The organism is Nitrospira tepida (assembly GCF_947241125.1).
Classification (GTDB): Bacteria; Nitrospirota; Nitrospiria; order Nitrospirales; family Nitrospiraceae; genus Nitrospira_G; species Nitrospira_G tepida.
The window spans coordinates 1,443,406-1,458,188 of sequence record NZ_OX365700.1 but is presented as its reverse complement, the minus strand read 5'-3'; the positions used below and the strand labels follow the sequence as shown (position 1 = coordinate 1,458,188).

Genomic DNA, 14,783 nt, shown 5'->3' with positions numbered 1-14,783 from the left:
TCAGAATACCGGTCACCTGCAGTCAAACTACTAAAGTAGCATTGCGCAACAGCGGCGCGGGGCGAGAGTATTGGGACCGTATTTGATGTGACGGTCCGGCTTGTAAGCAGAGCCGCTTGGCTTCTGGATCATTTTGTACACAGATGGAGGCTATTACCGACTGTGGAAGACGGCGGTTTACACGGTTTTTCAGAATACAACTGCATAGCATGACATTTGCCTCAGGGAGGAGCGGCTTCGATCGCTGACGCACCAGCACGCCACTCTCATATATGAACGCTACGCGTCTCGTCTCTCTGCTGACTACGTTAGACATTTAAGAACAGGTGACACACATGAACACAACCGAGAACCATTCCACACCGCTCATCATAGGGCTCATGGGAGTACTGCTCACTGCTCTGATAGCCGGATGCGGCAGCAATGGTGGGGATAGTACGCAGCCTGGTGTCCTGAGCGTGTCGCTAACCGATGCGCCGGCCTGCGGCTTTGATGAGGTGAATGTCACCGTCGGCAAAGTGCGGGTGCATCAAAGCGACAACGCGAGTGACAACAGCAGCGGCTGGGCCGATATCACGTTAGACCCACCGCGCAAAATCAATCTGCTCGATCTTAACGATCCCACGCAACCAAATTTTGCGCTTGAACATCTCGGCGAGGCCCCGCTGGCGGCAGGCCATTACACGCAATTGCGCCTGGTGTTGGTCCCCAACAGCCCCGGTCAGCGCTTGGCCAATTCGGTTGTGCTGTCCGGCCAACCTAGTGAACTTGCGTTGGATACGCCCAGTGGAGTCCAAACCGGAATTAAATTGATCCATCAGTTCACCGTGGATCCCGGACAACGGGTCGATCTGCTGCTGGACTTTGACGCCTGCCAGTCGGTCGTGAAACGCAGTAACAATACATACGCGCTCAAACCCGTGATCAAAGCCATTCCTTTTGCGTTGAACGGCATCGAAGGCTTTCTTGATCAGTCTCTGACCAATGTCGTCGTCTCGGCCCAAATGAACGGTGCGATCGTTCGCGCGACGGTGCCGAACTCGCTGACCGGCAAATTCTTCCTCGCCCGGCTTGACCCGGCACAGTACGACGTCGTCATCACGGCGGACAACCATGCGACCGCGGTCATCGCCGGGGTGCCGGTCACAAGCGACACCAGCACGACCATCATTAGCACTCAAGCTGCGCCAATCCTGTTGCAGGCCTCCACCGCCAGGAGCATTAGCGGCACGGTGACCTTGAACCCGTCAACCGACGACCCAACAGTCTTTGTTGCGGCAAAGCAATCGCTCAACGGCGGTCCCGTCGTCACCGTGAAATCGCAACCCGCCACCCTTGTAGCCGGTAATCCACCCGGCGACTCTGAGTACGCCCTCATGCTGCCCAGCGGCGCGCCATCGCTTGGCCAATACAGCCCCACCCTGCCCATTACACTGAATGCAGCGGCGCAGTCCGCAGTGGCAGGAAAGTATACGATGGAGGCCTCCGCGATCGGATATGCCACTCAGACGGCCGTCAATGTGGATATTTCTGCTGCTGATGCGACACAGAACTTTCTCCTGAGCCCTTAAGCCTGCAAACGACAAAAGCGGGAACCGGGTTACTGCGTGAAGCGCCGCATTCTAGGAAGGAGACCGCGGCGCGCACGGTGCCATGGTTCCATCTTCCTTTCCGGTGCATTCGACAACTTCCTACGCATGGGCTTTCCGCGCCTTCGCCTTTTTCCCAGGAACGTTGGAAATGTGCTCCACCGAAGGAACCCCACATTACCCGCAAGAGTTCCATTACCTAGGGGCCGACCGGTTTCGGGTGAGTACTACGGCCAAAGGAAGAGTCTCTTCTGATTCCCGGTTCTAGGTCATTTTCAGCGCGAGCTTTTTGGAATGCTACCGCACCGTCCACCAACAAATAGACGGCGAACACCATCAGCACGGTTCCGGCAGCAAACCAATCAAAGTCTGCCGGCCCAGCCATCTGAGCGGTCGGAGGCATCAAGAAGCCCGCTATGCCACAGATGCAGCCGGCTCCTGCCATCAGACGGGCGACAAGAGTCCGTTTTCTTCCAGGCAGCATAGATCACCTCATGTGCAAGAGGTCCACTTCACCTGATTGGTTCTCCTCGCCGCTCCTCATCTTTTCCACAATCTGCTCATTCATCATCCAGGTGTCACCCTGTGCCCGTCCCTTCTATCGATAGTTTGGAAGATTGAGTCTCGGCCGCTGCAATGATACATCGACCGGACAAGAAATGCGTCGGCCCCGTTTTGGGACGCACGGAGGAGCCGGCAGGCGTCACCCTCTTATGGCGGCACGAACCAGATAGACTGATTGTCCACGCATCACGAAATCGGCATCTCGTCCTCTTGTGCCGTATTATTCGACCGAACACCGCTTCGGCGGCGCCCTCCCTCTTGAAGAGGGAAGGCGCGCCTCGATGACGTCCGATCGCCCTCCCTCAGAACTTGTTTGGAAACTGCTTGGCCAGGGCGCCGGTCAACGCATCAGCCACGACATAGATGTGTTGCTTCATGCCGTTCCAGGTCTCGGCTTCCCGCGCATACTCGCCGGCCTTCAACTGTTGGAATTGCGTGATGTGATGGGCCGCATGGGCCATGAGCAATCCGAGCACCGTATCCTTCGGCAGATAGGGATTGGCTCCGCTCAGGAATGTGGCGATTTCACCGGCATTGGCGGTGAGTTGCTTCATGGCCGCATCTTGCTGGGTGGGATTGCCCGCAACTGTCGCGTCCAAATGATCGCGAATCGCTCCGTAGTGACCGGCCAACAAGGTGAAGAGTTTGTCCGACGCCGGCTTGCCATAGAACGGCTCCACCGACCGGGCGATCTGTTCGGCATTAGTCACCACGCCCTTTTCAGCGACCTCTCGGGCCGCGGGATTCTTGTCCATCGTCGCGACTGCCACGTTACGTATGGCCAAGATGTGTCCGAGCCACAGGTCGCGGAGCGCCGCTTTGGTATCCGCTACCTTGGCCGAGGGTGCCGCCGATGGCGTGGCCGCCTGGGGGCTGTGTGTACAGGCCACCGACATGAGAACCAATACGAGTGCAGACAGTGAACGGATCACACGAGTCATGAGAAACCTCCTGGGTTGAAAGGACACCTCGATGCTTGAGAATGCGCAGAGTAGTCGCGAACACACCATTTGTCAAGTAATATATGTTATAAGTGTTGTAATAGACATTTGCGCAGTCCTTTCTGTATATTTCGGACGAGGAAATTCTTGGATGCACCCTCAAGCCACTCGCCGGGAGCAGCTCTTACGGTTGCTCTTGGAACGGAAAACAGGCCTCACTGTAGAGGAGCTGGCAGGCCGCCTGCACGTCTCGCGGAATGCCGTGCGGCAGCACCTGACCTCCCTTGAGGCGGAAGGCCTCGTGATCAAAGGCGCGACGCAAGCCACGGGGGGAAGGCCGGAACAATTGTATGTCCTGAGCACCGCCGGCAACGAGAGCTTTCCGCGCAAATATTCGTGGTTCTCGGAATTGTTATTGGATTCGCTCAGGACCGAGAAAGGAGAGGACGCGCTGATCGCGCGATTCGAGAGGTTGGGCAATCAAGTCGGGACACAGATGCAGGCCGCTCACCGTCTACCGGAGAATCCTACCGAACGGGTGAAGCACCTGGCGGCTGTCATGCAGGAGTTAGGGTATGAAGCGAAGGCGACGGAGTTATCGGGTCGCCAGCTTCCGATGATCGAGGCCACGAATTGTGTCTTTCACCAACTCGCCGCTCGCTTTCCCGAGATCTGCCATTTTGATCTCGCCCTGCTCTCGACCTTCGTCGGGCGCCCCGTCGTGCATGACGAATGCATTGTCCGGGGCGGGCATGTCTGCCGATTCAAATTTAAGCACACCTGACCGATTCAATGTACAATCGCTGCTGATGTCATCCCGCTCGCAGCGCGCGGCCTCCTGTCTCTCAAAATACATGCATTTCCCCAACATCCCGTTGACTCCTTCGTCTCCGACGAGTAGCCTGTCCCCCATTCTCACGGTGTGAATGTCCTGCACGGGGTGAGGCATTCAGCATGGCCTCTCCGTTTTCCTTCGTCATCTTCTTCCTTCTCGCTTGCGGCAGACACATGGCGAGCGGTGCTGGCTTCTTCGGGTTCGCCTGAAGGAGAACCATGGGCATTCGTATCCTTGTCGCCGATGATGAGCCGGATATTGTCTTGAGCCTCTCGGACCGGCTCAGTTGGTTGGGGCATGACGTGACCTCCGCCGACGATGGGCAAGCCGCCCTGACCGCGCTGGAGTCGCAACCGGCCGACCTCGTCTTCCTCGACATGGAAATGCCGCGCATGAGCGGCATTGAAGCCCTCAAGCAGATCAGGCGGCGCTGGCCGGACCTGCCGGTCATCATCCTGACTGCGCACGGCACCATCGGGCTGGCCGTGGAGGCCATGAAGGAAGGGGCTGCCGATTTCCTCACCAAGCCGTTCGAATCCGGCCACCTGGACTCCATCATTGCCAAGGCGCTGGAGCGCAATGGATTGAAAAGCGAGATTACCAGGCTGCTGGGAGAGATCAGTCATGACGTCAAGAATCTCCTAATGCCGCTTGTCACGGGCACGGACCTGCTCGCGGGGGAACTCGACGAGCTGTTCAAGAAACTGCCCGAGATCGAAGCGGTCCGAGCCCAGGCCAGTCACCAGGTGTGCGACGAAGTGATCCAGATGTTGCGAAATACGTCCGAGCGCATTCAGGGTCGGATGAAGGGGATTGCGGATTATGTCGCAGCCACCCGCGCGCCGCAGAGGTTCGAGTCCTGCCACCTTGTGAAGGTTGCTGACAGCGTTGCGACATCCTTGCAGGTACTGTTGGATCAGAAGCAGATTGCGCTTCGGATGGAAGGGCTCGACAACTTGCCGCCGATCATGGCCGACGAGCAGCGGCTCTATTCAGCACTCTACAACCTGGTTCACAATGCTGTTCCGGAGGTTCCTCCGCGCGGCTCCATCACGATCCGCGGTAGCCTCGACACAGCAGGCAGGTCCATCGTGCTCACCGTGCAAGATACAGGCAGGGGCATGCCACCCGCGATCCGCGACAGTCTGTTCACAACCCGCGTCCTGAGCCGGAAAGCCGGCGGAACGGGGTTGGGCACGAAGATCGTCAAGGACGCGGTCGATGCTCACGGAGGGCAGATTTCCGTGGAAAGCCAAGAGGGAAAGGGCACGACGTTTGTCATCCGCCTCCCCATCCACCTGTCGCCCGTCTCAGAGAAATCCGCAGGGTCCGTGTGAAAGGAAAGTGAGCGAAAGTCAGCCAGCCAGTACCGTTTCACTGTGCGCAGCGGCCTGCTCGCTCCTACCATGGCATGCCGGTTTTCACGCCGGTCCGCCGCTAATACCCGCGCCCGCTTCCGCTTCGGCCCATTCGGTCCATCGGCAAGGCCTCGTAGCGCTTCTTGAGATCCGGGTGTTGGTCGAGATACTCCCGGACCGCAGTTTCATCTCCCAGTACCTCCCGGCTCCGGCTTCGATATTCCTCCGCCGTCAGGCCATAGGGTTCAAGCACCTTCGCCAGGCGGGCATTGATGTCTTCCCGCATGTCGCGCATTTGTTCCGGCGACGGTCTACCGCCCTCTCCAAACGACATTCCGCCGCGGTCTTTGAAATAATTCGTCATCATCTCGCCGATGTCGATCCGCGCGCGGATAAACTTGTCGAGATCCGGAAGATTCCCTTGCTCAGCGCTCCATGCCGGCCCGCCCAGCACCAGCATCGCCAACATTCCCAGAACCGCCAGGGTCCGTCTGTGTAAGGTCATCATGACTTCCTTTCCGTTGTTCCCGTTCATCAATGCATACCAACTGCAATGAGCCGCCTCATTCTCTGCTACCTTAACGGTTTGCCGCCTGGCAGAGCAAGGAGGGCCGCGGAGCCCGCGATGTCCTGTTGACATCATCCATCCTGAAACGTAGCCTGTCGTCGCTGTCGCGTTCATTCGGATCATCCGAACAGGAGTCGATTCACGAGGAGGCGCCGATCATGCAGGTGAGATTCCGGTCGGGAACAGCCGAGGATGCCCAATCCTGCGGCTTGATCTGTTTCGAATCGTTCAAGGCCATCGCCGAGCAGCATAATTTTCCCCCGGACTTCCCTTCTCCGGACATCGCGGTGGGTCTCCTGAACTCCATCTTGTCGCGAGCGGACGTCTATTCGGTCATCGCGGAGGTCGATGGTCGCATTGTCGGCAGCAACTTCCTCTGGGAGCATGCTGTCATCGCCGGAGTCGGTCCGATTACGGTCCATCCGTCCGTCCAGAACGGGTCGATCGGCCGCCGGTTAATGGAGCATGTGCTGGACCGGGCGCATACACAACGGTTCGCGGGCGTGCGGTTGGTGCAGGCCGCCTATCACAACCGCTCGCTCTCGATGTACACCAAGCTGGGCTTCGATGCGCGCGAGCCACTTTCCACCATGCAGGGTCCTGCGCTGAAGCTGACTTTGCCGGGCTATGTCGTCCGGAAGGCGACGGAGGGGGATCTAGAGGCCTGTAATCGCCTCTGCCGTCAGGTCCATGGCCACGATCGCGCCCGCGAATTGCTCGACGCGATCAAGCAAGATACGGCCATGGTCGTGGAACATGACGGTCGTCTGACGGGTTATGCCACCTCTATCGGGTTTTTCGGCCACGTGGTCGGCCGGACAAATGAAGAGCTGAAGGCGCTGATCGGCGCAGCCCCGGCCTTTCTCGGACCAGGGTTCCTACTTCCCACCAGGAACGCCGAGCTGTTCCGTTGGTGCCTTGAGCAAGGCCTGCGCGTGGTCCAGCCGATGACCTTGATGAGCCAAGGCCTCTACCAGAAACCGCTGGGGGCCTTTCTCCCTTCGGTCCTGTACTGACCGCCGGATAAGACCAAAGTGAAATAACGACGGATTTGGCAAAGAAGAACCTCTCCGGCTGAAATACCAGTATTTCGCATGACCGGCTGTTGACAGCCGGGGCGGTGCCCGGTACGCTTGCGGCGCTTCAACTCACCGGGGGGACTCCATGTCCGTCCCGTTTCTGTCGTCTTCACGGCTCTCATTTCGACCGGACGGCATCGGACCATTTCGAAAGCACGCTCATGCATGCTGAGGCCGACGATCTCAGCCTATACGAAGAATGGCGTCATACCTTCGCGAGAGACCGTCTCCGCACCCTGTACTATCTCGGCCTTGTGGCCAATCCTGTATTCCTGTTATCCGATCTCCTGTTCTATCGAGATCATTGGCCGACACTGCTGACTCTCCGAGTGCTTCTCCAAACCGGTCTGCTCGGCATGTTCCTGTTATTCGTGCGGCGCCGGACCGCGGTCAACCCGCGAGTGCCTCTCATCGCCTGGGTGGTCATTGCCAATGTCTGCGTGGCGCATATGACGGTGAGTTTAGGGGGCTTCCCATCTCCCTATTACAGCGGCTTGAACCTCGTGTTGCTTGCGGCCGCTGTGATCGTGCCGTTCTCGTGGCTCAGCCATCTGTCGGCCCAGATCGTGACCCTGGTCTACTACTACGGCATCAATTTTCTGGGCCCCCTCCCGCCCGGAGCGGAGGCCGCCGCCGTTCAGAACTCCTTCTTCCTGGTCTGGACCTGCGTGGCTTGCCTCTTTTCAGTCTCTCTCTACGAGAAGCTGCAAGCCGCCGAATTCCAGGCGCGGCTCTCGGAACGGCGGGCCCGCGAGGAACTCGAGATCTCGCATCGCAAGCTGCTTGAGCTGGATCGGCTGAAAGATCAATTCTTCGCCAATATCAGCCACGAGTTTCGCACACCGCTCACGGTCAGCCTGGGAGCTTTCAGGGCTCTCTCCAAATCGTCGTTGTCCCCGGAAACCCTTGCGGTCGTCCAATCCGGGCTGCGGAACACTTCACGCCTCTTGTTTCTGATCAATGAGCTGCTGGAGTTGGCCCGGTTCGAGAGCGGACGGGCCAACCTGAGAACCGTCTGCGTGGATCTGGTGTCGCTGGTCAAGAACGTGGCCGCCAATTTTGAATCCTCGGAGCGGCAGCGGATCTTCATAGAAGGAACTTCGCAACTTATTCCGGCCAACCTCGATGTTCGCAAGATGACTAAAGTGATCTATAACCTCCTGGCGAACGCGTTCAAGTTCAGCGACCCGGAGGAGGGCAAGGTCTGGATCCGCTTGGCGCCGGAAGAGCAGCGCATTTCGATCGAGATCCGCGACAACGGCATCGGCATTCCCGAGAACCAGTTCGAACGTATTTTCGACCGATTTACACAAGTTGAAGGCGAAGCGACCAGGCGGTTTGAAGGAAGCGGGATCGGATTGGCTTTGGCAAAGGAGATCGTGACCCTGCACGGAGGAGACATCGGCGTCCGGAGCAGTCTCGGCCAAGGATCGACCTTTACCATCACCCTGCCCCGTGGAGAGGTCCGGCCGGAGGACGTCCTGCCGGTCGGAGAGGAGGACATGCTGGAGTTGCCGGTGCCGGAGGCGGGCGACCGAGCCGGCCAACGCGACCGGTCAGCGGATGAGACCGCGCCCGTGGACCGTCCGCTTATTCTCGTGGTTGATGACCACGCGGACATGCGAGCCTACCTCATGCGATTGCTGGCGGACGACTGTCACGTGGTCCCAGCCTGCGACGGAGCCGAGGCATTGGAGAAGGTCCGGCGGCTTCGACCAGCCTTGGTGCTGGCGGACATCATGATGCCGGTCATGAGCGGGCACGATCTCTTGCGGGCGATGCGGGCCGACGACGCGCTCCGGACGATCCCCGTCATTCTGCTCACGGCCAGGGCGGGGACGGAGGCGCGGGTGGAGAGTCTGGAGGCTGGCGCGGACGACTACGTCTGCAAGCCCTTCAATGAGGAGGAACTGGTGGCCCGGGTCAAGAACCAGTTGCGCATCCATCGCCAGGAACGGGAGTTGGAAGCGAGGACCGCTCAACTGCAAGACCTCTATGCAAAGCTCGAAGCGGCCAATGCGGAGCTTCGCGAAGCAAGCCTCAGGAAGTCGGAGTTTGTCTCGATCGTGTCCCACGACCTGCGGACCCCGCTGACTGCAATCGGCGGCTTCGTCGATAACCTATTGGAGGGCATCGGTGGACCGCTCACAGAGAAACAACGCCGATCTCTCGATCGGATCAATATGAACATCGGCCGCCTGGTCCGCATGATCAACGACCTGCTTGACCTGTCCAAGATCGAGGCCGGAACGCTGCCCTTCCAATCCAACACCATCGCCGTCGCGGATCTCGTGGACTCGCTGATGGATAGCCTGCAGCCGCTGGCCCGCGAGAAGTCGCTCCGGCTTCGGTCAACCATGCAGAACAGGGGCCTCCTGGTCCAAGGCGATCCGGACAAGCTCACACAGGTCATGACCAACCTCATTCAGAATGCCTGTAAGTTCACACCCTCAGGTGGAGACGTGTGCCTGGACGTGACCGCGGACGGGGCCGATTTCGCTCAGATCTGCGTCAGCGATACGGGTTGCGGCATTCTGCCGGACGAACTGCCGCATGTGTTCGACAAATTCTATCGAGGTACGGCTTCACGAGGAGAGGCGCGAGGAGCGGGACTGGGGCTGGCCATCGTGAAACATTTTGTGGAGTTGCATCAGGGCCGTATTTGGGTGGAGAGCGCGCCGGAGCAGGGTAGCCGCTTTTACTTTACAATTCCTCTGGCTCATCGCCCAGACCCACAGACTGCGGTTGAAACGCCGATGCCCGTGGAGCCGGCCTAACCCGCATTATTCATGAACGCTTCTGCTGCCTAGGCTTATTGCAACAGACGATCAATGAGTCGATCTGCAACAGGTGCACCGCGACGAACCGTCATGAATAATGCGGGCTAAACACGACCTCTGGTTGGCAGTGCGGCAGGGAACATCATTGACAGGTGGCGTGAGGCCCATGCAGGAATCGGAGGGACGACCGGCAGGAGGCACACACGATCAACTGGATCCTCGGATTGGAATCCCTCCTGCGCCCTCAATCACCCGCCGATACATTCGGCCTGAAACTCAGACTCATGGACCTGCTCCAACTCCCGCTTGCCCATCGCCGCCAAGATCCCGTCATAAATCTTCTGAGCCGAGGCCGACCAGGAGGGATTAAAGGGATCGCCACGAAACGCCGCCTCGGCGGCCTTGCTTTCGTCATAGGTGAGGGCACGGGGTGGCTGGGAGGTCCTTCCTGTCACCTTATCGGAATTCCGGCTGGCATCGCGTTCCATCATGCTCGGCATCATGGTGCACCCTCCTTGGAAGCGTCTTGCTGTTGCTCAGCTCTCCCCGTTGACGTCCTACCCTCTCTACGTTCCGAACCCTCCTCTCGGGTTGCTCCTCCTCTATCGGTTCCTGTGCCTCTAAATTGAGCAAGCTTAGTGCCAGCCTGGCCTCTACCAATCAGTCTCTTCGTACAGCTTGATCTTTCACATAAGTTTCCCTTTGTTGCCAGCTTTTCTCCGTTTCGATCCAGGTCTCACCCTTTGGTGTTTTTGATACGCCTGTATCGAATCCGATACGTCGGCGGATGCTGACGACCGGACTTATTGCGACTGGTCTGAGGAAAAATTCTACAGGTGCACCTGGTCAGTACCCGGCGCCTTTGGTGGTGAGCCTGATCCGATAGACGGAATCGGCACCGGTGATGAATAACGTGCGGCCATCCTCGCCCCAGGCCACGTTGGAGGTCGGTCGACCGGTTTCGATGGTGCCGAGCAACATGCCGTCGGGCGCGATCACGCTGATCCCTCCCGGCCTCGCGCCAAAGAGATGGCCATGTTCATCGACTTTGAATCCGTCCGGCCCGAAGAACGGATCCGTTCGCCAACGGGTGGCGTCGAAGAAGACACGCCCGTTCGTGACCGTGCCGTCCGGGCGAACATCGTAGGCCAACCAAGCGGCCCGTTTGGGATCGACGTCGGACACATAGAGGGTCTGTTCATCCGGCGAGAAAGCGAGGCCGTTTGGCGCAGTAATATCGCTGATCAGCAGCGTCACCACCCCGTCCGTCGAGAGGCGATACAGGCCCTGCACCGGCGCCTTCACCGGGTCGTCAAAGGCCTTGGGCAAGCCAAACGGCGGATCAGTGAAATAGAGTGCACCGTTGGACTTGAAGACTAGATCGTTCGGGCTGTTGAACCGATGGCCGTCATAGTGGTCGGCCAACACCGTCAGCCGGCCGTCCTGTTCGAGTCTCGCGATCTGCCGGTCGCCGTGCCGGCAGAGCACCAGCCGCCCGTCTCGGTCGAACGTCAGACCGTTGGAACCCGGTTCCTTTCCGGTGAACGGCGCGACTCCGCTATAGCCGCTGCGTTCAAGATAGACGCTGACTCCCTCGCCGGACTTCCACTTGTAGACCCTGTTGGCCGGAATGTCGGAAAAGAGCAAGAAGCCGCCTTCCTTATTCCACACCGGCCCCTCCACCCACGTGAACCCGCCGGCAATTCTTTCGAGCTTGGCGTCCGGTGGAACGAGCCGGTCGAAGCGCGGGTCCAGCGACCGAATCTGAGCCGTGACGATTTCTGACGCATCAGTCAGAGGAACCAGGAGCGCCAGGCAGACAAGGGTCGTGACGAAGAGAGACCAGGACGCGCCCGACAAGAACATCAGGAAACCCTCCCTGCCCGTCAGTCACCGAGGACTCCGCTTCCTTACGGGTCGCGACTTCGAGCCTCCATCCTGATTCATCCCCTCGTCGACGCCCGGATCGCCCACCGTCAATTGAACATGCCCTTCGCCCCTCCATCCTCCTTCGCATCAACCATGCCGCGCCGCACAGCGTGATCGGCTCCACCAGAAATGGGGGAGGCAAACCGCATCGTGCTCCCCGCTGGTACAACGACATCCTTGGAGGCTTCGGATGCCCGCGGCATGACGGCAAAGCGCATGGAGGTACCTGGCGCCGCCTGCTTCGCGGTGACCTGTGGAACGGCCCTTTGCCCCTGCTCCACGCCCCTGAACCGCTGAGTGGTGCCAAGGTTCTTCGAATCCCCCTCCCAAGCTGAGGCGCCGCTGCAGAGCACCATGCCCAACCCCAGGCCGATGATTGTGCGATTGATGATCCCGTGCTGTTTCATGTCGTCCCTCCTTTTTATCCTTATCCTTCTTGATCTTCGTGAGCCCTATCCCATGTGCTCACTGTAATGCCTGAGATATCATCAGTAAAATTGATTGTTCATGCATCCATCATTTATTATTCTTATCGCACGATCATGACCCTCACCGAACTTCGCTACATCGTCGCGGTCGCGCAGGAGCGCCACTTCGGACGAGCGGCTGAACGCTGTTTCATCACTCAACCGGCCCTGAGTGTGGCCATTCAGAAGCTGGAGGAGGAATTGGGCACCGCGATCTTCGAACGGAAGAAGCACGAGGTGACGCTCACCCCGTTGGGCGAGCAGATCGTGCAACAGGCGCAGCGCGTCCTGGAGGAGGCGGAGCGGATTACGATCATCGCCGCGCAGGGGAAGGATCAGTTAGTCGGGCCGTTGCGGCTCGGCGTGATCGCGACCGTCGGCCCCTACATCCTGCCGGACCTGGTCGCGACCCTCCACAAGCGAGCGCCGAAGATGCCGCTGGAGATCGAAGAGAATCTGACCGCGAACCTCTCCCGCATGCTCAAGAGCGGCAGGCTAGATGTCATCCTGATCGCGTTGCCGTTCGAGGAATCGGCCATCGTTACGCAGCCGCTCTACGACGAGCCGTTCAAGGCGGTGGTGCCGGTCACCCATCCTTGGGCGAAGAAAACCCGCATCAATGCGGAGCAGCTCTCACGCGAGCAGGTGTTGTTGCCTCATGCGGGCCATTGCTTCCGCCAGCAGGTGTTGGACAGTTGTCCGGAGCTGAGCCGGTCGGACATGGAGGGCATTCAGGGAAATTCGTTGGAGACGATCAGGCAGATGGTCGTGTCCGGTCTGGGCATCACCGTCATGCCCAGCAGCGCACTCACGGCGAAGCACCAGAACAAACGCCTGGCCGTGGTGAGTTTCGCCGAACCGATGCCGCAGCGCCGCATCGGGATGGCCTGGCGAACGGGATTCACCAGGCCTGCCGCGCTGGAGGTGCTCCGTGATGCCGTGCAATCGCTGAAGATTCCCGGACTAACTCCGGTCACATCGTCATGAACCGGCCTGCGGACCAGGCCGTACGCCGGCGACATGCGTCCGAATCTTGTAGATGCCGGAGACGGCGGTGATGTACAGCGTCTTTCCGTCATCGTCGCCCCAGGCCAGGTTGTGGGGATTCTCCGGGAACGTGATGGTCCCGAGGTGCCGTCCTTCCGGCGAGATGATCCAGAGACCGCCGGGACCCGTGCAATAGACGTTTCCCTTCATATCGACTTTCATCCCGTCCAGTGCATCCTCGCCCGGAGCGGTGGTCATGTCGAAGAACACGCGGCCATTCGACAGCCGGCCGTCCGGCTGCACGTCGTAGCGCATGATGACCTTCTTCTTCTGGTTCCAGTTGTTGACATAGAGAAATCGTTCGTCCGTCGAGAAGGCGATGCCGTTGGGCGCATCCAGATCGTCGGTCACCAGGTCGATCTTGCCGTTGGCGACCCGATAGACCCCGCTGAACGGCAACTCCTTGCGCGGATCGTCGAAGACCTTCGGGAGCCCGAACGGCGGATCGGTGAAATAGAGCGACCCGTCCGACTTATAGACCAGATCGTTCGGGCTGTTGAGCCGCCTGCCCTGGTAGCGATCCGCCAGAACCGTGATGTCGCCGTGGGGCTCGACACGAATGACGCGCCGGTTGCCATGCTGGTTGATCGTCAGCCGCCCTTGCCGATCGAGCGTGAGCCCGTTGGAACCGGGCTGGTGATATTCGCCGATATCGAACCCCGCATACCCGCTCTTGGTGCGAAACACGGAGACATCCCCATCGGCCGTCATCCGATAAATGAGGTTGTCATTGGGCACGCTGAAGAGCAGATATCCCTCGACGCCGTCCTTCCCCGGCACCCATACCGGCCCCTCCGTGAACGAGAAACCTCCCGCGAGTTTTTCCACGACGGCCGTCGAAGAGATCACCTGGTCCAGCGCCGGGTCGACCCGGACGATGCCGCCCACGCGCTCGCGCGCCGATTCGAAGCGGGACTGGGCATAGAAGTCGAGGGAGGCCGACCGGACCCAGATGAAGTTGCCCGGCGGTTTGGAGAGGGGGCCGTTGGCGCCCAGCACCGCAAGCTGAATGCGATCGCCTGGCCTGGCCCGGCGCGTCACGACCACTCGATTCGGCGCGTTGAAGCCCTTGATCACCTGTCCTCCGGTTTGGCCGAGCACGAGCGGCAAGGTCCCGTTCACCCAGACTTCGGCGTAATCGTCGATCACGATCTCAAAAACCATGGTCGAACCGGTCGGATCGAAGTTCCCGATCCGATCGGGAATGGTCACGGCGATGCGGTACCAATTGAAGCAGAGCCGGCCCGTCGAACGCCGGGCTTCCAGGTCCGGCGCGTCGATCTCCTGCCACCCCGAATCGTCGAAGTCCGCCACGCCCGCATGGGGAATCAGATCGTAGGTCCGATTCGGCGGTCCGCTGGGACCGAGATCAGCTCCGACCCTGTGATGATCGACCTCGATGATTTTCGTGTCGCTGTACCGCCACCGGCCCTTCACCAGCGTCACGCCTTCCTGCGCCATCAGGTCGATCACCGCATCCGGCTTCTGATCCAGCACCTGCGGGACGGCCAGGGCCGGTGAGCTGGATGTCGCATCCATCAAGATCAATAGAAGACTGATCAACAGTCCGATCCCAACTTGCATAGCTTCCTCCGCCCTCGTCATTCGTCAAGCACCATTCGTCAA

General features: G+C 59.5%; 12 protein-coding genes. 6 read left to right on the top strand and 6 right to left on the bottom strand.

All coding sequences use genetic code 11. The features are described from left to right. The first annotated feature begins 335 nt into the window (after positions 1-335). The gene (locus tag QWI75_RS06885) at positions 336-1,571 is read left to right on the top strand and encodes a DUF4382 domain-containing protein (protein ID WP_289267961.1); all 1,236 of its coding nucleotides are present in this window, start codon (positions 336-338) and stop codon (positions 1,569-1,571) included. 884 nt (positions 1,572-2,455) lie between these two features. Here the strand turns inward: QWI75_RS06885 and QWI75_RS06880 are convergent. Then, the gene (locus tag QWI75_RS06880; RefSeq protein WP_289267960.1) at positions 2,456-3,094 is read right to left on the bottom strand and encodes a hypothetical protein; all 639 of its coding nucleotides are present in this window, start codon (positions 3,092-3,094) and stop codon (positions 2,456-2,458) included. Between the two features lie 151 nt (positions 3,095-3,245). Here QWI75_RS06880 and QWI75_RS06875 point away from each other — a divergent pair, with 151 nt between their 5' ends. Continuing rightward, the gene (locus QWI75_RS06875; RefSeq protein ID WP_289267959.1) at positions 3,246-3,878 is read left to right on the top strand and encodes a helix-turn-helix transcriptional regulator; all 633 of its coding nucleotides are present in this window, start codon (positions 3,246-3,248) and stop codon (positions 3,876-3,878) included. A gap of 269 nt (positions 3,879-4,147) precedes the next feature. Continuing rightward, the gene (locus QWI75_RS06870) at positions 4,148-5,266 is read left to right on the top strand and encodes an ATP-binding response regulator (protein WP_289267958.1); all 1,119 of its coding nucleotides are present in this window, start codon (positions 4,148-4,150) and stop codon (positions 5,264-5,266) included. A 100-nt stretch (positions 5,267-5,366) separates the two neighbouring features. Here the strand turns inward: QWI75_RS06870 and QWI75_RS06865 are convergent, their stop codons facing one another. After that, positions 5,367-5,795: a hypothetical protein gene (locus tag QWI75_RS06865; RefSeq protein ID WP_289267957.1), complete on the bottom strand. Its 429-nt coding sequence runs from the start codon at positions 5,793-5,795 to the stop codon at positions 5,367-5,369. Between the two features lie 218 nt (positions 5,796-6,013). Here QWI75_RS06865 and QWI75_RS06860 point away from each other — a divergent pair, with 218 nt between their 5' ends. Then, positions 6,014-6,871 (top strand): GNAT family N-acetyltransferase, encoded by an 858-nt coding sequence (locus QWI75_RS06860; protein WP_289267956.1) that lies wholly within the window; start codon positions 6,014-6,016, stop codon positions 6,869-6,871. A 224-nt stretch (positions 6,872-7,095) separates the two neighbouring features. Then, the gene (locus tag QWI75_RS06855; RefSeq protein ID WP_289267955.1) at positions 7,096-9,711 is read left to right on the top strand and encodes an ATP-binding protein; all 2,616 of its coding nucleotides are present in this window, start codon (positions 7,096-7,098) and stop codon (positions 9,709-9,711) included. Between the two features lie 251 nt (positions 9,712-9,962). On the opposite strand, the gene QWI75_RS06850 is transcribed toward QWI75_RS06855, so the two are convergent. From QWI75_RS06850 to QWI75_RS06840, 3 genes are all read right to left on the bottom strand, one after another. Further along, complete coding sequence (locus QWI75_RS06850) at positions 9,963-10,217, bottom strand: hypothetical protein (protein ID WP_289267954.1); 255 nt, start codon at positions 10,215-10,217, stop codon at positions 9,963-9,965. Between the two features lie 343 nt (positions 10,218-10,560). Continuing rightward, positions 10,561-11,580 (bottom strand): SMP-30/gluconolactonase/LRE family protein, encoded by a 1,020-nt coding sequence (locus QWI75_RS06845; RefSeq protein ID WP_289267953.1) that lies wholly within the window; start codon positions 11,578-11,580, stop codon positions 10,561-10,563. 110 nt (positions 11,581-11,690) lie between these two features. After that, the gene (locus tag QWI75_RS06840; RefSeq protein ID WP_289267952.1) at positions 11,691-12,050 is read right to left on the bottom strand and encodes a hypothetical protein; all 360 of its coding nucleotides are present in this window, start codon (positions 12,048-12,050) and stop codon (positions 11,691-11,693) included. A gap of 135 nt (positions 12,051-12,185) precedes the next feature. Between QWI75_RS06840 and QWI75_RS06835 the strand changes: the two genes are divergently transcribed. Further along, entirely contained in the window at positions 12,186-13,097 is a 912-nt protein-coding gene (locus QWI75_RS06835) for a hydrogen peroxide-inducible genes activator (RefSeq protein WP_289267951.1), read from the top strand. On the opposite strand, the gene QWI75_RS06830 is transcribed toward QWI75_RS06835, so the two are convergent. Beyond that, a complete protein-coding gene (locus QWI75_RS06830) occupies positions 13,092-14,741 on the bottom strand; it encodes an SMP-30/gluconolactonase/LRE family protein (RefSeq protein WP_289267950.1) in 1,650 nt (549 codons plus the stop codon). The genes QWI75_RS06835 and QWI75_RS06830 overlap by 6 nt on opposite strands. Positions 14,742-14,783 lie beyond the last annotated feature (42 nt).